The following is a 19,459-nucleotide window of genomic DNA, read 5'->3' as shown; positions in this document are numbered from 1 at the left end:
GCTGTTCAAATGTGGTCGTCAGACCAGCACATTGGCTCCGCTCATATAAACATGGACTTCCTGGAACCTGCCGTCGCGCAGGCGCCAGAAATTGGTGTTGGTAAGGCTGGTCACGCTGCCATCGGCGGCGGTCAGATCGGCGATGAAACTCGCGGCTATCCGCCCGTTGGTCTCATCGACGGTGCAGGTGAAGTCGCGGTGGACGATCGTTTCCCATGCGCCGAAGAAATCGACGAACATCCGCTCGATCTCGGCCTTGCCGGCGTGGGTGGTAAAGCTGGTCTGGACGGTGAACAGCGCCTCGTCATGGAAACAGGCAAGCGTGGCGGCCATGTCCTTAGCATCGACGCTGGCAAAATAGGTCTGCGTGGCGAAGGTGATCAGCTCGTCACGGCTGAGTGTGGGTGCATATTGCATCAGGCGTCCCCTTCTTTCAGCAGATTGTCGCCGCTCATGTAGACATACACATCCTTGAACAGCCGGTCCTCGAGGTAGAAGCGGTTGCAGTTCTCGTAGCGGAGCTGCTCACCGCCATTGGGCGTGATCAGCACGGTGAACTGCGAGCACACAGCATTCGATACGGGGTCGGCGACATGCACGAAATTGCCGTGCCAGATCTGCTCGAAATCGGCGAAAAGCTTGATGAACATCGCGCGGATCGCTTCGCGACCCTGGTGCACGGTGTTCGAGGTGACTTCGGTCAGCGTGGCATCGGGTGCAAAGCAGTTGAGCACCTGGTCCATGTTCTTGTTGTCGACACCGTCGAAATAGCGCTTGGTGACGATGTCGATGTAAAACGGATACGGCAAAGGCGCTTGGCCTCCGCATCCGGGTGACCAGTCTGCCATCAGAACCAACCCTTCCTTATGTCTGCATCCTTGGGCACTTCCGGCATCGGAAACGCCTTTTTGCTGTGCGTCAGCCCGCATTCGATCAGGCTTTCGAGGAACTTCCACGCGATCTGGCCGGGGTTGATCACCGGGATCGGCAGATTTGCCGCAAGGAACGCCGCCGACTGGTGCATGGTGGTGGAGCCCAGCACGATGACATCTGCGCCGTCCTCCTCCATCGCGCGGGTCGCCTCTGCCTTCAATTTGTCGAAGATCACCTCTTCCTTGCCCGCGAGCAGTTCGGTGACATCGGGACGTGTGTTGATCGATCGCAGCGAGGCGACGCGGTCCCACAGGCCGTATTCGGTCAGCGTCTTCTGGTAGAGCGGAAACCATTCGGGCCACATGGTGAGCACGGTGAACTTCTTGCCCAGCATCATTGCGGCGGCAAAGGCTGCTTCGCCCGGGCCGATCACCGGGATGGTCAGCCGCGAGCGTAGCGCGCGCAGCCCCGAATCGCTCACCGTATCGATCAACACGCCGGAATAGCCCTCTTCCTCGGCGGTGATCCCGCTCTGGAACACGGTCCAGTCCATCAGCAGCATGTCGTGATAGCTGTCGCCCAACGCCGCGCCCCAGGGCACCGCGACGAACTCGGGGGTGAAGCCGGGGCGGACTAAATCGGCAGGAAGCTGCGCCGCGCGCGAGGCTACGCCTGCAGCATCCATGGGGATGGGAACGATGACTTTGATTCGGCAATCGTCCGGCATGCAAACCCCTCTTCCCGGATCGTGAGCACCCCCTCATCGATCCATTACAGGTTGACGCTATTGTATACAAATGTCTATCGTCAATAGGCAAATTCAGTTGAAGCCCGCATGATGCAAAGTGGCAACAGCCCGGCGAGGGACCCTGACGAACGCCGGGCAAAGGGATGGGATTGAAAACAATGGAAAAAGCTGCGTCACCGCGCGCTTCCGATATTGCCTATGACAAGATTCGCCAGTTCGTTCTGTCCGGACATGCAGAGCCTGGCGAGCAGCTGACCGAGGAGCAGCTGGCGCGAATCTCGGGCGTGTCGCGCACCCCGGTGCGCGAGGCGGTGCGCAGGCTTGAGAACGAGTTGTTGATCGTGCGCAGCGATTCCAAGCGGCTGTTCGTCGCCGACTGGTCGGCCGACGACATCGACGAGATGTTCGTGCTGCGCGGCATGCTGGAGGGGCATGCCGCCAGTCGCGCAGCGCGCAACATCACCGCGCGGCAGCTGGAAGAGATCGCCCGGATTTCGGATCTGCTGGATGAGGCGGTTTCAGCAAATCCCCCCGATGTGGCGGCGTTTCTGGCGCACAACCGCGCCTTTCACGACATCATCCTCGAGGCGGCGCGGTCGCCCCGGTTAAGCGCGATGCTGCCGATGCTGATCGAGCAGCCTGTGGTCAGCCGCACCGCCAAGCAATACCGGGTAGGGGAGCTGCTGCAGTCGGCGCGCGACCACCGCGAACTGATCGCGGCCTTCATCGCGCGCGATTCACACTGGGCGCGCGCGGTGATGACCAGCCACATCCGCCGCGCCTTCCATGCCTTCAGCATAACCGCCCTGCGGAGAAAAGAGCAGCAGCAGCGCGCAAACGACTGAACGCCAACTAACGTGGCTGGACGGGAAAAATCATTTTGTATACAAACTCCACGATGAGACACATTCAGATCGTTGAAGTCGGCCCACGGGACGGCCTGCAGAACGAGCCCGACATCGTATCGACGGCTGACAAGCTGGCGATGGTCGGCGCGATGATCGATGCCGGTGTGCGGCGGCTCGAGGTTGCAAGCTTCGTTCATCCGCAGCGCGTGCCGCAGATGGCGGACGCCGAAGCCGTCATCGCCGGGCTCCCCGACCGCGACGATGTTTCGTACATCGGCCTCACGCTCAACAAGCGCGGCGTGCTGCGCGCGTTGGCCACCCGCGAGGGCGGACGCCGCGGCGTCGACGAGATCGGCTGCGTCATCGTCGCCACCGACACCTTTGGCCAGAAGAACCAGGGGCAGACCGTCGCCGAGGGGATCGCCGAAGCCAGCGAGATGATCCGCTTTGCCAAGGCCGAAGGGCTGGTCGCGCAGGTGACGATTTCCGCGGCGTTCGGCTGTCCGTTCGAAGGCGACGTGCCGCCGCAGCGCATCGTCGATATCGCAAAAGCCGTTCTCGAGGCAGGGCCTGCGGAGATCGCGCTGGCGGACACAATCGGCGTCGGCGTGCCTGCACAGGTGACCGATCTGTATGGCCGGTTGCGCGAGTTCGTGCCGACCGATGTGCGGTTGCGCGCGCATTTCCACAACACGCGCGGCACCGGCATCGCCAATGCCTGGGCGGCGATCCAGGCGGGCGTGACCACGCTCGATGCCAGCCTGGGCGGGCTGGGCGGCTGCCCGTTCGCGCCCAAGGCCACCGGCAACATCGCCACCGAGGACCTGATCTATCTCGCGCAGCAATCGGGGATCGAACACGGCATGGATCTGGACGCGGTGATCGCCGCCAACCGCTGCATGGCAGAGGTATTGGGACGCGAACTCCCGTCGCTGGTGGCACGGGCCGCAGCCTGACGGGCAACACATCAACCTGCCGCGGCGCGATAGCCCGGCAAGCCAAGGGGTGAAGGAATGAGTTACAGGCTGGGCGTCGATGTCGGCGGGACTTTTACCGATCTGCTGCTGTTCGACGAACAAACAGGTGCCTTCTGGCGGCACAAGACTCCTTCCACCCCGCATGACAGTTCGGAAGGCATTCTTGTCGGCGTGCAGGCGATCTGCGGCAGCGCGGGGATCACGCCCGCCGATGTCGAGATATTCCTCCATGGAACGACGGTCGCGACCAACGCGGTGCTTGAGGGCAAGGGCGCGCGCGTCGGCCTGATCGTTACCGAGGGTTACCGCCAGGTGATGCAGATCGCGCGGAGCTTCGTCCCCGGAGGCCTTGCCGGCTGGATCGTGTGGCCCAAGCCGACGCCGCTAGCCGCGCTCGAGGATACGGTCGAGGTCAAGGGCCGCATGTCGGCGCAAGGCGAAGAGGTGCGTGCCACCGACGATGCCGATATCCGCGCGGCGCTCGAGACGCTGAAGCGCCAAGGCGTCGAGGCGCTGACCGTCAGCCTGATGAACGCGTATCTGAACGGCGCGCACGAACGCCGCGTCGCCGAGCTCGCTGCCGAGATCATGCCCGACGTGCCGATTTCGCTCAGCCATATCGTGCTGCCCGAAATGCAGGAATACGAACGCACGCTGACCACCGTCGCCAACGCTGCGGTGCGCCCGGTGGTGGGCCGTTATGTCCGCAACCTGCGCAGCCGCCTGCGCGACTCGGGGATGGCGGGCAAATTGGCGCTGCTGCGCTCCGACGGCGGGCTGATGTCGTCGGAAAAGTCCGAAGAGCATCCCGTGTCGCTGCTGATGTCGGGTCCTGCAGGCGGCGTTACCGGGGCGATCTGGGTCGGAAAGAACGCCGGGATCCGCAACATCCTGACATTGGATGTCGGCGGCACCTCGACCGATGTCGCGCTGATCGAGAACCTCGAGGCACGCCGCGTACGCACCACCGAGGTTGGGCATCTTTCGGTCCGTGCCTCGGCGCTGGACGTCAAGACCGTGGGCGCGGGCGGCGGATCGATCGCCTATGTGCCTGAATTGACCGGCGCGCTGCGTGTCGGCCCGCAATCGGCAGGCGCGGTGCCAGGGCCGGTGGCCTATGGCAAGGGCGGCGAGCTGCCCACCGTGACAGACGCCAATGTCGTGCTGGGCTATCTGCCCGAGGCGCTGCTCGGCGGGACCTTCAAGCTCGACCGCGAGGGCGCGAAAAAGGCGGTGCAGACCATCGCCGATGCGCTCAAGATCGATCTGTATGCCGCGGCGCGCGGCATCATCGATATCGTCAACGAGAACATGTTCGGCGCGCTGCGCATGATTTCGGTGCAGCAGGGATATGACCCGCGCGATTTCGCGCTGATGGGATTTGGCGGCGCGGGCCCGCTGCATGTCAACGCGGTTGCCCGGCTGATGGGAAGCTGGCCTGCGGTCTCTCCCGTCAGCCCCGGTGTGCTGTGCGCGCTGGGCGATGCGACCACGCGGATGCGCACCGAAACCGCGCGCAGCTTCTCGCGGCTGGCATCGCAGACGACGCTGGAGGAACTGGGCGGCATCCTCGACGAGATGGCGACCCAGATCGGCGACGAATTGGTCTCCGAAGGCGTCGCGAAAGAGGACGTCACGATCACCTTCGAGGTCGATGTGCGCTATGCCGGGCAAGCATTCGAGGTGCCGATGGCGGTCACCCGCGACGACCTGCACACCCACGGCGTCGAATGGCTCACCGGGCGCTTCGACGAGGAACACCACCGGCTGTTCACCTTCAACATGGATAGCGAGCACGAGATCGTGAACCTGCGCGCGGTCGCGATGGGGCAGGCGCTCGACCTGCCCGCCGCGACGCTGCCGCAGGGCAACGGCGACCCGTCCGCGGCCAAGCTGCGCGACCACGAACTGTGGATGAACGGCGCAATGATGCCCGCTGTCATCTACGATCGGTCGAAGCTGCTGGCAGGCGACGTGATCCCCGGGCCTGCGATCGTCATCGAGATGGATTCGACCACGCTGATCGAAGCGGACTGCACCGGCACGGTCGATGCGGTCGGCAATATCCTCATCACCCTCAAGACGGGGAACTGAACCCATGCCCGCAACGATCATCCAGACCAACGACACCCCGTTCGAAACCAAGACCATCGATCCGGTCAGCCTCGACATCATCGAGAACGCGCTGCGCAACGCGCGCATCGAGATGGACGCGACCCTGGTGCGCACCGCGATGTCACCCGGCATTCGCGAGCAGGGCGATGCCTTTCCGCTGATCGCCGACCATCTTGGCCGCATGATTGTCGGCCAGTTCGGCAGCTTCATCGGTGGATTTCTCGAGGGCTATGACGGCACGCTCGAGGATGGCGACATGATCTTCCTGTCGGACCCCTATTCGGTCGGCGGCGCGATCAGCCATTGCAACGACTGGCTGGTACTGCTGCCGGTGTTCAAGGACGGCCGTCTGCTGGCTTATACCGCGATGTTCGGCCATCAGAGCGACATCGGCGGCAAGGTGCCCGGATCGATGCCGATCGATGCAACCAACATCTTCCAGGAAGGCGTGCGCATTCCCCCGGTCAAGATCTGGAAGAAGGACGTTTACAACGAGGACCTCGTCAAGCTCGTGCTGCATCAGAGCCGAACGCCTGCGTGGTGCGCGGCGGACCTCAACGCACTGATCGCCTCGTGCCGCGTCGCCGCGCGCCGCGTCATCGAGATGAGCGAGCGCTTCGGCGTCGACACTTATGTCTCGGCGACGCAGGAGCTGCTGGCGCGCAACCACCGCGCGATGAAGATCCTGCTGTCCCAGGCGATCAGCGAGGAGCCGGTGAGCTTCGAGGACTATATCTGCGACGACGGCATGGGCTATGGGCCGTACAAGCTCAAATGCACGATGTGGCGCGACGGCGACAAGGTCATCCTCGATTTCGACGGCACCGATCCGCAGAGCCAGGCTTCGATCAACTTCCTGCTCAACGAGAACATGTTCAAGATGTTCTTCGGCATCTACATGATCATGGTCTTCGATCCGCAGATCCTGTTCAACGACGGGTTCTACGATCTGATCGAGGTGCGCATTCCCGAAGGATCGCTGCTCAAGCCGCGCTACCCTGCCGCGCTCTCGGGCCGCACCCATGCGCTGGGCCGCATCTTCGATATCCTGGGCGGGTTGCTCGGCCAGAAGACCCCCGAGTTCCTCAACGCCGCCGGCTTCTCGTCGTCGCCGCATCTGTTCTATGCGGGCACCGACAGACAAGGCGAGTGGTTCCAGCTGTTCCAGATCGGCTTTGGCGGGATTCCGGGGCGGCCGATGGGCGATGGGCCCGATGGCCATTCGCTGTGGCCGGGCTTCACCAACGTGCCCAACGAGTTCCTCGAGCGGTACTTCCCGCTGGTCATCGAACGCTATGAAACCGTGCCCGACAGCGGCGGTGCAGGCCTGCACCGCGGCGGCAACGGCATCATCATGACCTATCGCTTCCTCGAGCCGGGCGTCATCGCGATCCATGACGACCGCTGGTTCGTTCCGCCTTGGGGAGTCAACGGCGGCAAGCCGGGGGCAAGGGCGCGCAAGATCCTCGAAAAGCCCGATGGCACGCAGAGCATCGTCGGCAACAAGGTCGAGGATCTGGCGATCGAGGCGGGCGACGTCCTCCACTTCATCACCTGGGGCGGCGGCGGCTGGGGCGATCCGCTCGAGCGCGCAGCCGAGCTGGTGGCCAAGGAAATCCGCCAGGGTCTGGTCACATCGGAAGGCGCCAAGGCCTATGGCGTCATCGCCGATGCCGATGGCGTGCTCGATGCGGCGGCGACCGAAGCCCTGCGCACCCAGATGCGCAGCGAACGGCCCGACCTGCCGCTGTTCGATTATGGCCCGAGCATCGAGCAGCTTCGCGCCAACTGCCTTGCCGAAACCGGGCTTCCCGCGCCGATCCAGCCGCGCTGGGCTCATCACGCCATCGCCGCAGAATAAGGGACACATTCGATGAGCGAAGAAAACCGGGGGGCTCTGGCGGGCATCCGTGTCATCGAACTGGGGCAGCTGATCGCGGGACCGTTCTGCGGCCAGCTGCTGGGCGACATGGGCGCAGAAGTGATCAAGGTCGAACCTCCAGCCGAAGGCGGAAAGGTCGGCGGCGATCCGATGCGTGCCTGGGGCCATGGCGAGCACAAATTGTGGTGGGAGGTCGTCGCCCGCAACAAGAAATCGGTGAGCGCCAACCTGCGCATTCCGGCAGGCCAGGAGATCGTGCGCAAGCTGGCCGCGCAGGCCGATATCCTGATCGAGAACTTCAAGCCCGGCACGATCGAGAAATGGGGTCTGGGGCCTGACGCACTGCATGCGATCAACCCGCGGCTGATCATCGTGCGCGTTTCGGGCTATGGCCAGACCGGGCCGTATTCGTCGCGCGCGGGCTTTGGCGGCATCGGCGAGGCGATGGGCGGCTGGCGCGCTATCGTTGGCGATCCCGATCGTCCGCCCAGCCGCATGGGGGTTTCGATCGGCGACAGCCTGGCTGCGACCTATGGCTGCATGGGCGCGCTTGCCGCGCTGCATGCGCGCGAGCGCACCGGCAAGGGCCAGGTCGTCGACAGCGCGCTTTATGAGGCGGTGCTACAGGTGATGGAAAGCCTGGTGCCCGAATATATGGTCGGTGGCCATGTTCGCCAGCGGACCGGATCGATCCTGGAAGGCGTCGCGCCCAGCAACGTCTATCAGTGCAGCGATGGCGAATATCTGATCGGCGCCAACCAGGATGCGGTGTTCGCACGGTTGTGCGCCGCGATGGGGCGGCCCGAACTTGCCACCGATCCCCGCTATGCCACGCATCTGGCGCGCGGCGAGCGGCAGACCGAGCTCGACGAGCTGATCGAGGCTTGGACCAGGACGCTGACCGTGGCGCAGGTCGAGGCGCTGATGATCGAATACAGTGTCCCCGCAGGCAAGATCTATGGCGCGGCGGACATGTTGCAGGACGAGCATTTCAAGGCGCGCGATGCGCTGGTCGAAGTGGACAGCCCGCGGTGGGGCAAGTTCGCGATGCAGAACAGCTTCCCCAAGCTCTCCGACACGCCCGGCAGCATCCGCACCCTCGCGCCGCAGAGCATCGGCGAGCACAACGCGCAGGTCTATGGGGACCTACTGGGGCTGGACGAGGCCGCGATTGCCGAGTTGAAGGCTGCAGGCGCGGTGTAACCGTCATTCCCGCGAACGCGGGAATCCCGCTTTTGCGCAGACTTGGCAAGGAAGCGGGACCCCCGGGTTCGCGGGGGTGACGACTGAAATGGTGAAGCGCTAGCCCTTCAGCCCTGCCAGATGCTCCAGCACCTCGGCTTCGCTGACGACATCGGCATATTTGGCGTTCATGTCGAACAGGTTGGCCTCATGCGGGGCCTGGTGACGATCACCACAGGCATCGGCGACAACGATCGGGATGAAGCCGTGGCTGGAGGTGTCGACGCAGGTCGCGCGCACGCAGCCGCTGGTGGAAAGCCCGGTCAGGATCACGCTGTCCACACCCATCGCGGTCAGCGTCGCTGCCAGCGAGGTGCCGAAGAACGCGCTGGGATATTGCTTGGAGATCACGAACTCGTCGGCGCTGGGTTCGAGCCCCTTGGGCCAGGCCCCCATCGGCGAGCCCTCCACGAACACCTTGAGCAGCGGCGTCTTCTGCATGAAGCGCCCGCCATCCAGCAGGCTCGGATGATAGACGACGTTGGTGTAGATGACCGGAATCCCCGCCGACCGTGCGGCGTCGCGCACCCGGATGGCGCTGGCCAGCGCATCCTCGACATCGGCATAGAGCACGCAATCGCGGTCGAAATAGGCCTGGACGAAATCGATCAGCAGCAAGGCCGGCCGCTGGCCAAAGCCGATGCGGTTGCCGAACACGCCAGCATAATTGGACTGCGCCTCGGATGTCGTCATGGCTCGGCTCCCCCGGTTGGTTCAGGCAGGCGCGCGCGATTCGCGCCCGCGCTGCCTGTATAACCTCAACAGGCAGGCGCGGCGGAATGCAAGCTGACAGGTCCGCCACGCGGATGAATCGCACCGCGATAGCCGTCGAACTGCGCCGCGATCACGCGGGCATAGGGTTCTGATCCGGGGTTGAGCACGAGCATGTCGGCATCCCAGAAAAGGAGCCCGCGCCGTTCGAACTCGGCAAGAGCGGCGCGGGCAGGAGGGAGCAGGTCATCGGCCAGACGCACGCGGCCCCGGCACAAGATGGCGTTGATGATCGCGGACCGGGCGCTGTCCTGCGCATCGGGCGCGACCCCGCGCGAGGCGGGCAGCTGGCCTGCGCCGACCAGCGCGCGATAGGGTCCGGCGTTCTTCTCGTTCTGCACGATCAGCCCGGGCAGGATGCTGATCGCGCTCGCCCCGAAGCCCAGCAGCGTCGATGCGCCGTCATGGGTGAACCCCTGGAAATTGCGGTTCACGCGGTTCTCCAGTGCGGCGACCGCCAGCGGATCCGATGGCAGCGCGAAATGATCGAACCCGACCGGGACATAGCCAGCATCGCGCAGCCGCAGGTAGCCGAACGCGGCCTGTTCGAAACGCTGCCGGTCATCGGGCAGGTTGCTCGCATCGATCCGCTTCTGCCGCGGGATCATGGTGGGAAGATGTGCATAGCCGAACAGCGCGATACGGCTGGGGGCGAGGCGGATGGTCTGTTCCAGCGTGCCGTCGAGATCGTCGAGCGTCTGGCCGGGTAGGCCGTACATCAGATCGAAATTGATCGAATCGATGCCGCGCATCCGCAAGCTCATCACCGCCTGTTCGATATGCTCGAGCGGCTGCACTCTGCCGATTGCCGCCTGGATCCTCGGCGAGAAGGTCTGCACTCCCATGCTCACCCGGCTGACCTGCGACGAGGCCAGCACACGCGCCCATTCCAGCGTGAAGGTGCGCGGATCGACCTCGATCGATATCTCCGGGTCGCTGCAATCGAACACGGTCATGATCCGGTCGAGCAGGCGCACGAAATCGACAGGAGTGATCGCGTTGGGGCTGCCCCCGCCAAAGGCGATATGCTGAACGCGCCCACGTCCGCCCAGCCGCTTGGCGACCATCGCGATCTCGGCGCGCAGTGCGGTGAGATAGTCTGTCAGCCGGTGCTTGCGGTTGGCAGCTCCCGTGTTGCACCCGCAATACCAGCAGATCTGGTCGCAATAGGGGATGTGGACATACAGCGACAGCGGGGTCGCCGACGCCATTCCGGCAAGCGCACCTGCATATTGCTCCGCCCCCACCTCATCGACAAAATCCGCCGCCGTCGGGTAGCTGGTATACCGCGGCACGGGCCGGGCGAGCAGATCGGGGTGAAAGGTCCACATGAGGCATGGTTTATGCCATCGGACGATGCCGGTCTTTGATGCGGGTCAAAATTGGCGGAAGCCGCAACGGGGCGTCGAAATCTGCATGATGACCTCGCGCCGCGCTGGTCGGTGCTTGTCTGGCGCCGTGATCAGAGCGCCCGAAGTGCCGGGGGCCCCTGACGCAGATCGCCCGTGCCCTGCGCGCACATGGCCCTGAGATCGGCGATCGGCATGGGCCGCCCGAACAGGAAGCCCTGCAGCCTGTCGCAACCCGCCGCGCGGAGCAAAGCTGCCTGTTCATGGGTTTCGACACCTTCGGCGGTGACTTCCATATCCAGCCCGCGCGCCAGGTTGATTGCGCCTGCAACCAGGAAGGATGCTTTGCTGCCGGGGCCGAGATCGACGAGCAGCGACTTGTCGATCTTCACATGACTGAAGCCGTAGGTGCGCAGATAATGGATGCTGGTGAACCCGGTACCGAAGTCGTCGAGCGCGATCGACAAGCCCATGGCCTTGAACGACCGGATCGTGCGGATCGCCGTTTCGGGCTGGGACAGCAGATAGCCCTCGGTGATTTCCAGCTGCAGCCGCCCTGCAGGAAAGCGGGTCTGTTCCAGCACATGCGCGACCTGGCGCAGGAAGCCGGGGTCGCGAAACTGCGCGGGCGATACATTCACGCTCAGGCTGAGATCGCCCAGCGGCCCCACGTCCCTGCAGGCGCGCTCCAGCACGAACATGCCCAGCGGATGGATCTGTCCGGTGGCTTCGGCGATCTCGATGAACTGCTGCGGCACCAGCACGCCGGCTGCGCGCCGCGGCCAGCGGATCAGCGCCTCTGTCGCCACGATCTGCCCGGAATGCGCATCGATGACCGGCTGGTAGAAAACGTCGAACTCGCCTTTGTCGAGCCCCGTGCCGATTTCCGCCTCGATTTCCATCCGGCGCAGGCGGCCGCGGTCCAGCGCGGCGTCATAGACCGCGATCTTGCCCTTCTTACCGGTCTTGACGTGATACATCGCGGTATCGGCGCGCCGCAGCAGCTCGTGCGAGGTGCACGCGCCGTTGGCATTGGTGGCGATCCCGATACTCGCGCCGACCTGCAGAACGTGCCGGTCGACCAGGACGGGAAGCGCGATTTCGTTGCTGATGCGCTCTGCCATCGATGCCGCGACCGAGGCTGCCTGTGGTGTCTCGATCAGCACCACGAATTCGTCACCGCCAACCCGCGCGAGCATCGAATGCGGTGGGCAGATCTCGCGGATGCGCACGGAAAGGCTGCGGATCAGGCTGTCACCGGCCTGGTGGCCATGGGTGTCGTTGATGTCCTTGAAGCCATCCAGATCGATGAACAGAACGGCCAGATTGTCCAGTGCATCGACCGTCTGGTCATCGATGCGATCGAGATTGACCAGCAGCTGGCGGCGGTTCGGCAGGCCGCTGAGCGCATCGGTGAGCGCAATCCGGCGGTTCTCGTCGCTGAGCTTTTCGGTTTCGGCCTGGCGGTTGCGCAGATCGCGCTGAGACCGGATCAGCTTCGAGAAATCGAGATTGTAGCGGTGGGTGACGATCATCATCCCCAGCCCGACGCAGCCCAGCACCACGGCCTCGACCAGCATTCTGCTGTCATCGACCACGCTGAAGAAGATGACGAAGCACAATGTGCTCGATGCCGCGACGCGCATCGCTGCAGCCCGCATGGTCATCAGGCAGAACACCGTGCTGACCTGGGTCAAGGCGAGGAAGAAGGTGAGGTGGCCGCGGGCATAGGCATCGCCGCTGCTGTAGATCCACATGCACCAGAACTCGAAAGCGAGCGTCATCACGACCGCCAGCATGCAGGTTCGCCGGTTGCTCTTGGCGATTTCCGCATCGGAAAACAGCTGCGCACCATCCTGCCGCCACCACCAGGCGGCACGCACGAGTGCGATCACGCAGATGCTCGCCGGAAGAACGAAGGTCTTGAAAATCAGATCGGGCTGAAAGAACGCCACCATCACCGCGCCTGCGTTGCAAACGAGTATCAAATACAATAACGGCATCTGCTTGGAGAACGACAGGAACTGCGCGCGCGCCAGTTCGGCATCGTCGGTTTCCTGTGCAAACAGGTCGTGGACGACCTTTCTGGCCCTGACTGCCGCTGAAAGTTGCACAACGCCTGACATAACAGGCATGCCCATATGGGCAATTGCTTACAAAAGTCTGAAATGCGCCAGCCGCCGGGTTTTCGGGATCGGTAACCCTCAGCGCCGGGCCATTGGCTATCGCGGGTAACCGTCACGTCTCTGTACAGGGGCAGGGGACGGCCGAAGTGCCTGGCCTATCCCCGTTTCAGGCTCTTGCCCCGCCGCTCGCACATGCCATGGCATGCCTTGGCGCAGTCATTGCCGCCGCCCTTGCCTGGGGCGCTGTCGTCCTGCGGGATGACCAGCAGGCTCATGCCGCCGTTGCAGTTGCTCACCGCGATCATCTGCGCGTCTGCCTGGGCGAGAGGGGCGTGGATCATGGCGGTGGCGATCAGCAGTGCACAGATCGCGCGCAGGTCCCTTGCGAGCGGGTTCATGGCTGCACCGCCTTGTCCTCTTCGTCCTCGACAAAGATGCGCAGCGCGGCGCCATCCATGTCGTCGAACTGGCCGCGCTTGAGCGACCAGAAGAACGCCGCGAGCCCGAGCAGCCCGAGAAACAGCGCGATGGGGATGAGAACGAGCAGACCGTTCATTTCAAGGTCCTCTTGAGGCGCAAGGCGTTGCTGACCACGATCAGCGAAGATCCCGACATCGCGAGCGCGGCGACCAGCGGCGTCACCAGCCCGGCGAATGCCAGTGGCACCGCGATGACGTTGTAGCCGATGGCGAGCATGAAGTTCTGCCGGACGATGGCTTGCGTCCGCCGCGCCATGCGGATGGTGTCGGCAACGGGCATCAGCCGGTCGCCAAGGAAGATGCAGTCTGAGGCGTTCTTGCCGACATCGCTGGCGCTGCCCGGCGCCATCGAGGCGTGGCCTGCGGCGAGCGCGGGGCCATCGTTGAGCCCGTCGCCGATCATCAGCACCTTGAGCCCGGCGCCGGTGTGGCGTGCGATCGCAGCGAGCTTGTCCTGCGGGTTCATGCCGGTGATCGCGGTGAGGCCCAGGGTGCGCGCGACTGGGGCAACCGCGGCGGCGCGATCTCCCGACAGGATCATCGCATCGATGCCCTGCGCCTTCAGCGCGGCGATGGCATCGATCGCATCGGGGCGCAGCGCATCGGCAAAGCGCACCAACGCGACCGGCTGCATGTCGATGGCAAGCTCGGTGGCAAGCTCGGTGCCCGCATCGCCCTGCTGGGGGCGGCCCAGAGTGACGATATGGCCCTGCCATTGTGCCTCGACGCCAAAGCCCGGCGTTTCCTGCACGTGGGTGACTTCCGCCGCAGCAATTCCCTGCGCCCCCAGATCGCGGGTCAGCGCGGCGCTCAAGGGATGGCGGCTCGCGCGGGCCAGCGCGAGCAGCAGCGCGTGGTGCTCCGGCGCAATCTCGTAGAGGTTGCTCGCGACCGGGCGACCCAAGGTCAGCGTGCCGGTCTTGTCGATCAGCGCGCGGTCGACCTCGGCCAGCCGCTCGAGCGCGGAGCCATCCTTGATCAACACGCCGACCTTCATCAGCGCGCCTGCCGCCACGATCTGCGCGGCGGGAACGGCAAGGCCCAGCGCGCAGGGGCAGGTGATGATCAGTACCGCGACCGAGATCAGCAGCGCATCGTGCAAGCCTGCGCCAGCCAGCATCCAGCCGCCAAATGCCATCAGAGCAAGCGTGTGGACGGCAGGCGCATAGAGCCTTGCGGCGCGGTCAGCGATGCGGACATAGCGCGACTTGCCCTGCGATGCCTCGCCCATGAGTCGCGCGATATCGGCGATCGCGGTGTCGGTGCCCGCGGCGGTCACGCGCACCCGGATCGGAGTTTCCAGGTTAAGCGTTCCGGCATGCACGACATCGTCCGTCCCCGCTTCCTGCGGCGCGCTCTCGCCGGTGAGCAGCGACAGGTCGATCCGGCTGGCGCCAGCAACGATCACGCCGTCGGCCGCCAGCCGCTCGCCTGCCGCCACCAGCATGACCATGCCGGGGTTGAGCTCGGTCGCATCGACCCAGCGGGTGGAGCCATCCGAATCGAACACCATCGCGCCGGTGCCCATGTTGCGCAGCAGCGCGGTGACGCCTCCACGCGCGCGGTCCCGCATCACGCTGTCGAGCCAGCGGCCGCACAGCAGGAAGAACAGCAGCATCACCGCGCTGTCGAAATAGGCATGCGGGCCGTGGGTCGCAGTCTCGTACAGGCTGAGGGCGGTGGCCAGCGTGACGCCGATGCTGATCGGCACGTCCATGTTGGTGTGGCCATGCGCAAGCGCGCGCCAGGCCGAGCGGAAGAACGGGCGGCCTGCATAGGCGATGGTCGGCAGCGCGATCATCGCCGAGAGCCAGTGGAACAGGTCGCGGGTCACGCCAGCCGCCCCCGACCAGACCGAAACCGACAGCAGCATGATGTTCATCATCGCAAAGCCGGACACCGCGACCGCGCGCAGCAGTTCGCGGCTGTTTGCCGCATCGGGGTCGATGTCCTTCGGGCCATCGCCGATCGGATGCGCCTCGAACCCCAGCGAGGTGAACGCGCCCAGCAGATCAGGCATCTGCGCATCGGCGGTGCACGAGACGTGCACCCGCTTTTCGGTGAAGTTGACCCGCGCCGAATGGATGCGCGAGTCGCGCACCAGGCCCTGCTCAAGCTTGGATATGCAGCCCGCGCAGCGGATATCGGGCACGGCAAAGTCGCGCTCGATCAGCGCGGGCGGGTTTGCCGGCCGCGGGGCGGGGCGGGGGGTGAGGCTGGCGAACGCGTTCATCGCACGTCGCTCCGGTAGCGGGCTTCCTGCGCGTCGTGGCGGACGATAAGGTCCACCCGCCAGCGGCCCTGCTCCAGCGGGGCGGTGGAGATCATTCCGCCCTTGCCATCGCGCACCATCGTCAGCGTGCGCGAAGGCACGCTGCCCAGCGGGTGGCTGACCGTGGCGGTGGCGCTCGTAATCGCAAGCGGCCGGCCATCCTGCCCCAGTGTGATGCGCATGTGCCGGGTCCGATCGAGCCACACCGACTGGGTCCAGCCCATCTGGTCCTGTACCTCTGCGCGGGCGAGCAGATCGTTGTACTGCTGGCTGGCGACATAGCTGTTTTCGACCACCTTGCCGCCAAAGGTCGAATAGGCCAGCCGCGCCATGGTGAAGTTCACCGCCATGACGATGGCGAAGAACCCGACCAGGATTGCGGTCATGTGCCAGCCGGTGAACAGCTTCTTTGCGGGCAGGGTGCTCATCATTGTGCCTCCGGGCGATCGAACTGGATGGTGTCTTCATCGCCGCGCGGGTCGCCATCGCGGCCGATCGTGGCGATGGTGAAGTCCTGCCGCGCAGGGCCCTCGGACGGCGCTGCGACGAACAGGCGGACGCGGGTGACGCTGTCGGGCGAGATCGTCATCAAGACCCGCTGGCTGGCTTTTTCGCGCGATCCGTTCTCGGTCCACAATTGCGCGCCGGGCAGGCCGCTGACCGTGATCGCGACCTTGCGCGGGCGGGTTTCCATGTTGCGCAGCTTGAGCGTGTAGTTGTTGCGGATCATCCCGTCGGACAGCTGGACGAACAGCGGGCTGCGCTCGTGCTGGACGGCAAGATCTAGCCGGGTGCGTTCGCCCAGCGAGAACAGCATCGCCGCGCCGATCGCGCTCCAGATACCGAGATAGACCATCAGCCGCGGACGCAGCAGCGTCTTGAGCACCGGCGGAGCGGTGCCGCCCGCCTTTTCGACCGCGACATCATCGAGCGCGCAATAGTCGATCAGCCCGCGCGGGCGGCCGACCTGCGCCATCACGGTGTCGCAGGCATCGATGCACAAGGCGCAGGTGATGCAGCCGATCTGCGGTCCTTCGCGGATGTCGATACCGGTGGGGCAGACCGCGACGCACTGGTTGCAATCGACGCAATCACCGACCGATCCAGGATGCGCCAGCGCCTTCTTGAGGCTGCCGCGCGGCTCGCCGCGCCAGTCCTTGTAGGTCACCAGCAGCGATTTTTCGTCCATCATCGCGGTCTGGATACGCGGCCAGGGGCACATATAGATGCACACCTGCTCGCGCATGAAGCCGCCGAGCACGAAGGTCGTCGCGGTCAGCGCGGCAACGGTGCCATAGGCAATGAACGCCGCATCGCCGGCCCAGAAATCGCGGGTCAGCGTCGGCGCGTCGGCGAAATACATGATCCACGCGCCGCCGGTCCAGAAAGCGATGGCAAGGTAGATCGCGTATTTGGCCGCGCGCCTCGCGATCTTTTCGGCGGTCCACGGGCCATTGGCGAGCCGGATCTGCGCGTTCCGATCGCCATCGACCAGCCGGTCGACATGCTGGAACAGATCGGTCCACACCGTCTGCGGGCAGGCATAGCCGCACCAGGCACGGCCGACCGCGCTGGTGACGAGGAACAGCCCGATCCCCGCCATGATCAGCAGGCCCGCGACATAATAGAACTCATGCGGCCAGATCTCTATCTGAAACATGTAGAACCGCCGGTTGGCCAGATCGACCAGCACCGCCTGATCGGGCGCATAGGGGCCCCGGTCCCAGCGGATCCACGGCGTGCCGTAATAGATCGCCAGGGTGACCGCCATGATCACCCATTTCAGGCGGCGGAAGGTGCCGTCCACCTTCTTGGGGTAGACACCCTTGCGAGCGGCGTAGAGCGGGCCCTCGCTGCCTGCAAGCACGTCTGGATTAGCCATTGGCCGGGACCTTGTCGGGGACGGCGGCCGCTTCTGCAGCCGCAGGCGCGACCGGCGCGGGCGCATCCTCGCCGCCGCCCAGCGAGTGGACATAGGCCGCCAGCATGCGGATCGTCACCGCGTCCAGCTTGTCGTTCCAGCGCGGCATCACGCCGTTGCGGGGGTTGTGGATGGTCTTCGCGATGGCATCGCGGCTCCCGCCGTAAAGCCATACCGCATCGGTCAGCTTAGGCGCGCCGAGCTCGCGAATGCCTTCGCCATTGGTGCCATGGCACGCCACACAGTTGTTCTCGAACAATGCGGCGCCGCGCGCGGAAGCCGCGCTGGGTTTTTCCTGGCGGCTGATCACGCGGACATGGCTGACCAGATCGTTGATCGCGGCGCTGTCCAATATGCCGTCGCGGCCAAATGCGGGCATCACGTTGAGGCGGGTCTGGTCATGGTCCGGATTGCGGATGCCATGGATCAGCGTGGTCTCGATATTGGCAAGGTCGCCGCCCCACAGCCAGTCGTCATCGGTCAGGCTGGGATAGAGGCCGACAACGCCTGCGCCGCCCGCGCCATGGCACTGCACGCAATGCACCTTGAACGCAGCGCTGCCGCCCTGGATCGCCGCTTCGAGCAGTTCGGGCTTTGAGGGCAGGGCGGCAATCGGGATGGAGGCGATGGCGCCCACGATCGGCGCGCGCCGCGCGGTGTGGCCCGCCATTTCCTTTTCCAGATCGCCGCGGCTGCTCCAGCCCAGCACGCCCTGCGTCGCGCTGTTGACCATCGGCCAGGCGGGATAGAGCACCACATAGACCGCTGCCCAGGCGATGCAGGCGTAGAAGGTCCACAGCCACCAGCGCGGCAGCGGGGTGTTGAGCTCCTCGATGCCGTCCCATTCATGGCCGACGGTGTGGGTGCCGGTGGGTTCGTCCAAGCGCGATTTGTCAGACATTGTCGTCGTCCCTGAAGATCATGTTTGCCGCGTCGTGGTTGTGCTGACGCGCGCCCTTGCGGAAGGGCCAGGCGATAAGGCCGAGGAACAGCACGGTCATGGCGAGCAGGCCCCAGCTGTCGGCGAAGTGGCGCAGTTCATCGTAGCTCATGGCCGTACTCCCTTCGCGGTGGCCGACGTCGCAGCGGCGGCGGCGGGTGCGGGCGCAGCGCCCTGGTCTTGCGGCGCAGCCTTTTCGACATCGACCAGAGTGCCCAGCATCTGCAAATAGGCGATCAGCGCATCCATCTCGGTGATCCGGGTCGGATCACCGTCGAAGTCGCGGACCTGCGCCTTGGGATAGCGCGCCTGCAGCTCTGCCGCGCCGTCGGCGTTCGGATCGGCCTGCGCCTTCAGATCGGCGTTGGCGGCGGCGATTGCGGCCTTGTCATAGGGTACCCCCACCCGCGACAGCGCGGTCAGGTCGTTGGCCATGTCGCCTGCGTCAAGCTCGCGCTCGGCAAGGAAGGCATAAGGCGGCATGATCGATTCGCCGACCACGCTGCGCGGATCGATGAGATGCGCGCGGTGCCATTCGTCCGAATAGCGGTTGCCGACGCGCGCAAGGTCAGGCCCGGTGCGCTTGGATCCCCATTGGAACGGGTGGTCGTACATGCTTTCTGCGGCCAGGCTGTAGTGCCCGTACCGTTCGACCTCGTCGCGGAACGGACGGATCATCTGGCTGTGGCAGGTATAGCAGCCCTCGCGCATGTAGATGTTGCGGCCCGACAGCTCGAGCGGGGTGTAGGGGCGCATGCCGTCCACCTTCTCGATGGTGTTGTCGATCCAGAACAAGGGCGCGATCTCGACGATGCCGCCGATGGCGACGGCGACCAGCGCGCCCAGCCCCAGCAGGGTGACGTTGCGTTCCAGCTTCTTGTGGCTGAAGCGCGGTTCGGCGTTGGTGTCGGCCATG

General features: G+C 64.9%; 19 protein-coding genes. 5 read left to right on the top strand and 14 right to left on the bottom strand.

What is annotated here, in order from left to right; all coding sequences use genetic code 11:
* Window positions 1–18: 18 nt before the first annotated feature.
* Genes B5J99_RS02840 through B5J99_RS02830 form a run of 3 tightly spaced genes read right to left on the bottom strand, consistent with a single transcriptional unit; the run spans window position 19 to window position 1,600 of the window.
* Window positions 19–417: a nuclear transport factor 2 family protein gene (locus B5J99_RS02840; RefSeq protein ID WP_054133959.1), complete on the bottom strand. Its 399-nt coding sequence runs from the start codon at window positions 415–417 to the stop codon at window positions 19–21.
* Window positions 417–848: a nuclear transport factor 2 family protein gene (locus B5J99_RS02835; protein ID WP_069050760.1), complete on the bottom strand. Its 432-nt coding sequence runs from the start codon at window positions 846–848 to the stop codon at window positions 417–419. The genes B5J99_RS02840 and B5J99_RS02835 overlap by 1 nt, the downstream gene beginning before the upstream one ends.
* A complete protein-coding gene (locus B5J99_RS02830; RefSeq protein WP_117351409.1) occupies window positions 848–1,600 on the bottom strand; it encodes an aspartate/glutamate racemase family protein in 753 nt (250 codons plus the stop codon). Before B5J99_RS02830 ends, B5J99_RS02835 begins: the two co-directional genes overlap by 1 nt.
* 179 nt (window positions 1,601–1,779) lie before the next feature.
* On the opposite strand from B5J99_RS02830, the gene B5J99_RS02825 reads away from it, so the two are divergent.
* The 5 genes from B5J99_RS02825 to B5J99_RS02805 are packed head-to-tail and all read left to right on the top strand — an operon-like array spanning window position 1,780 to window position 8,646.
* Window positions 1,780–2,466, top strand: coding sequence for a GntR family transcriptional regulator (locus B5J99_RS02825; protein WP_054133962.1), 687 nt, complete (start codon window positions 1,780–1,782; stop codon window positions 2,464–2,466).
* A 53-nt stretch (window positions 2,467–2,519) separates the two neighbouring features.
* Complete coding sequence (locus tag B5J99_RS02820; RefSeq protein ID WP_054133963.1) at window positions 2,520–3,425, top strand: hydroxymethylglutaryl-CoA lyase; 906 nt, start codon at window positions 2,520–2,522, stop codon at window positions 3,423–3,425.
* A gap of 57 nt (window positions 3,426–3,482) precedes the next feature.
* Entirely contained in the window at window positions 3,483–5,540 is a 2,058-nt protein-coding gene (locus B5J99_RS02815; RefSeq protein ID WP_117351408.1) for a hydantoinase/oxoprolinase family protein, read from the top strand.
* 4 nt (window positions 5,541–5,544) lie between these two features.
* Window positions 5,545–7,422 carry a hydantoinase B/oxoprolinase family protein gene (locus B5J99_RS02810; protein ID WP_117351407.1) on the top strand — a complete coding sequence of 626 codons (1,878 nt, stop codon included), beginning with the start codon at window positions 5,545–5,547 and terminating at the stop codon, window positions 7,420–7,422.
* 12 nt (window positions 7,423–7,434) lie between these two features.
* Entirely contained in the window at window positions 7,435–8,646 is a 1,212-nt protein-coding gene (locus B5J99_RS02805; RefSeq protein WP_117351406.1) for a CaiB/BaiF CoA transferase family protein, read from the top strand.
* A 99-nt stretch (window positions 8,647–8,745) separates the two neighbouring features.
* Here the strand turns inward: B5J99_RS02805 and B5J99_RS02800 are convergent, their stop codons facing one another.
* The 11 genes from B5J99_RS02800 to ccoO all read right to left on the bottom strand — a co-directional run bounded on the left by B5J99_RS02800 (window position 8,746) and on the right by ccoO (window position 19,458).
* Window positions 8,746–9,378, bottom strand: coding sequence for an isochorismatase family protein (locus tag B5J99_RS02800; RefSeq protein ID WP_117351405.1), 633 nt, complete (start codon window positions 9,376–9,378; stop codon window positions 8,746–8,748).
* Between the two features lie 65 nt (window positions 9,379–9,443).
* Window positions 9,444–10,787: an oxygen-independent coproporphyrinogen III oxidase gene (hemN, locus tag B5J99_RS02795; RefSeq protein WP_117351404.1), complete on the bottom strand. Its 1,344-nt coding sequence runs from the start codon at window positions 10,785–10,787 to the stop codon at window positions 9,444–9,446.
* A 131-nt stretch (window positions 10,788–10,918) separates the two neighbouring features.
* Window positions 10,919–12,946, bottom strand: coding sequence for a putative bifunctional diguanylate cyclase/phosphodiesterase (locus tag B5J99_RS02790; RefSeq protein WP_245991723.1), 2,028 nt, complete (start codon window positions 12,944–12,946; stop codon window positions 10,919–10,921).
* A 140-nt stretch (window positions 12,947–13,086) separates the two neighbouring features.
* Window positions 13,087–13,329, bottom strand: a complete 243-nt coding sequence (locus tag B5J99_RS02785) for a hypothetical protein (protein WP_117351403.1) — start codon at window positions 13,327–13,329, stop codon at window positions 13,087–13,089.
* Window positions 13,326–13,487 (bottom strand): cbb3-type cytochrome oxidase assembly protein CcoS, encoded by a 162-nt coding sequence (gene ccoS / locus B5J99_RS02780; RefSeq protein ID WP_054133970.1) that lies wholly within the window; start codon window positions 13,485–13,487, stop codon window positions 13,326–13,328. Before ccoS ends, B5J99_RS02785 begins: the two co-directional genes overlap by 4 nt.
* The gene (locus B5J99_RS02775) at window positions 13,484–15,643 is read right to left on the bottom strand and encodes a heavy metal translocating P-type ATPase (RefSeq protein ID WP_117351402.1); all 2,160 of its coding nucleotides are present in this window, start codon (window positions 15,641–15,643) and stop codon (window positions 13,484–13,486) included. The genes ccoS and B5J99_RS02775 overlap by 4 nt, the downstream gene beginning before the upstream one ends.
* Window positions 15,640–16,113 carry a FixH family protein gene (locus B5J99_RS02770; RefSeq protein WP_236823354.1) on the bottom strand — a complete coding sequence of 158 codons (474 nt, stop codon included), beginning with the start codon at window positions 16,111–16,113 and terminating at the stop codon, window positions 15,640–15,642. Before B5J99_RS02770 ends, B5J99_RS02775 begins: the two co-directional genes overlap by 4 nt.
* Complete coding sequence (gene ccoG, locus B5J99_RS02765) at window positions 16,110–17,564, bottom strand: cytochrome c oxidase accessory protein CcoG (RefSeq protein WP_054133971.1); 1,455 nt, start codon at window positions 17,562–17,564, stop codon at window positions 16,110–16,112. Before ccoG ends, B5J99_RS02770 begins: the two co-directional genes overlap by 4 nt.
* On the bottom strand, window positions 17,557–18,504 hold the full coding sequence (gene ccoP / locus B5J99_RS02760; RefSeq protein WP_117351401.1) for a cytochrome-c oxidase, cbb3-type subunit III: 948 nt from the start codon (window positions 18,502–18,504) through the stop codon (window positions 17,557–17,559). The genes ccoG and ccoP overlap by 8 nt, the downstream gene beginning before the upstream one ends.
* The gene (locus tag B5J99_RS02755; protein WP_117351400.1) at window positions 18,497–18,655 is read right to left on the bottom strand and encodes a cbb3-type cytochrome c oxidase subunit 3; all 159 of its coding nucleotides are present in this window, start codon (window positions 18,653–18,655) and stop codon (window positions 18,497–18,499) included. Before B5J99_RS02755 ends, ccoP begins: the two co-directional genes overlap by 8 nt.
* The gene (gene ccoO, locus B5J99_RS02750; protein WP_117351399.1) at window positions 18,652–19,458 is read right to left on the bottom strand and encodes a cytochrome-c oxidase, cbb3-type subunit II; all 807 of its coding nucleotides are present in this window, start codon (window positions 19,456–19,458) and stop codon (window positions 18,652–18,654) included. The genes B5J99_RS02755 and ccoO overlap by 4 nt, the downstream gene beginning before the upstream one ends.
* Window position 19,459: the final 1 nt, after the last annotated feature.

It is taken from the genome of Blastomonas fulva (assembly GCF_003431825.1).
GTDB classification, from domain to species: domain Bacteria; phylum Pseudomonadota; class Alphaproteobacteria; order Sphingomonadales; family Sphingomonadaceae; genus Blastomonas; species Blastomonas fulva.
The sequence above is the reverse complement of the archived record's forward strand: the minus strand, read 5'-3'. Positions and strand labels throughout refer to the sequence as shown.

What these genes read in the sequence shown, in the direction of transcription:
- B5J99_RS02840 (WP_054133959.1), bottom strand. Translation starts at nt 417, where the DNA reads ATGCAATATGCACCCACACTCAGCCGTGACGAGCTGATCACCTTCGCC.
- B5J99_RS02835 (WP_069050760.1), bottom strand. Translation starts at nt 848, where the DNA reads ATGGCAGACTGGTCACCCGGATGCGGAGGCCAAGCGCCTTTGCCGTAT.
- B5J99_RS02830 (WP_117351409.1), bottom strand. Translation starts at nt 1,600, where the DNA reads ATGCCGGACGATTGCCGAATCAAAGTCATCGTTCCCATCCCCATGGAT.
- B5J99_RS02825 (WP_054133962.1), top strand. Translation starts at nt 1,780, where the DNA reads ATGGAAAAAGCTGCGTCACCGCGCGCTTCCGATATTGCCTATGACAAG.
- B5J99_RS02820 (WP_054133963.1), top strand. Translation starts at nt 2,520, where the DNA reads ATGAGACACATTCAGATCGTTGAAGTCGGCCCACGGGACGGCCTGCAG.
- B5J99_RS02815 (WP_117351408.1), top strand. Translation starts at nt 3,483, where the DNA reads ATGAGTTACAGGCTGGGCGTCGATGTCGGCGGGACTTTTACCGATCTG.
- B5J99_RS02810 (WP_117351407.1), top strand. Translation starts at nt 5,545, where the DNA reads ATGCCCGCAACGATCATCCAGACCAACGACACCCCGTTCGAAACCAAG.
- B5J99_RS02805 (WP_117351406.1), top strand. Translation starts at nt 7,435, where the DNA reads ATGAGCGAAGAAAACCGGGGGGCTCTGGCGGGCATCCGTGTCATCGAA.
- B5J99_RS02800 (WP_117351405.1), bottom strand. Translation starts at nt 9,378, where the DNA reads ATGACGACATCCGAGGCGCAGTCCAATTATGCTGGCGTGTTCGGCAAC.
- hemN (WP_117351404.1), bottom strand. Translation starts at nt 10,787, where the DNA reads ATGTGGACCTTTCACCCCGATCTGCTCGCCCGGCCCGTGCCGCGGTAT.
- B5J99_RS02790 (WP_245991723.1), bottom strand. Translation starts at nt 12,946, where the DNA reads ATGGGCATGCCTGTTATGTCAGGCGTTGTGCAACTTTCAGCGGCAGTC.
- B5J99_RS02785 (WP_117351403.1), bottom strand. Translation starts at nt 13,329, where the DNA reads ATGAACCCGCTCGCAAGGGACCTGCGCGCGATCTGTGCACTGCTGATC.
- ccoS (WP_054133970.1), bottom strand. Translation starts at nt 13,487, where the DNA reads ATGAACGGTCTGCTCGTTCTCATCCCCATCGCGCTGTTTCTCGGGCTG.
- B5J99_RS02775 (WP_117351402.1), bottom strand. Translation starts at nt 15,643, where the DNA reads ATGAACGCGTTCGCCAGCCTCACCCCCCGCCCCGCCCCGCGGCCGGCA.
- B5J99_RS02770 (WP_236823354.1), bottom strand. Translation starts at nt 16,113, where the DNA reads ATGATGAGCACCCTGCCCGCAAAGAAGCTGTTCACCGGCTGGCACATG.
- ccoG (WP_054133971.1), bottom strand. Translation starts at nt 17,564, where the DNA reads ATGGCTAATCCAGACGTGCTTGCAGGCAGCGAGGGCCCGCTCTACGCC.
- ccoP (WP_117351401.1), bottom strand. Translation starts at nt 18,504, where the DNA reads ATGTCTGACAAATCGCGCTTGGACGAACCCACCGGCACCCACACCGTC.
- B5J99_RS02755 (WP_117351400.1), bottom strand. Translation starts at nt 18,655, where the DNA reads ATGAGCTACGATGAACTGCGCCACTTCGCCGACAGCTGGGGCCTGCTC.
- ccoO (WP_117351399.1), bottom strand. Translation starts at nt 19,458, where the DNA reads ATGGCCGACACCAACGCCGAACCGCGCTTCAGCCACAAGAAGCTGGAA.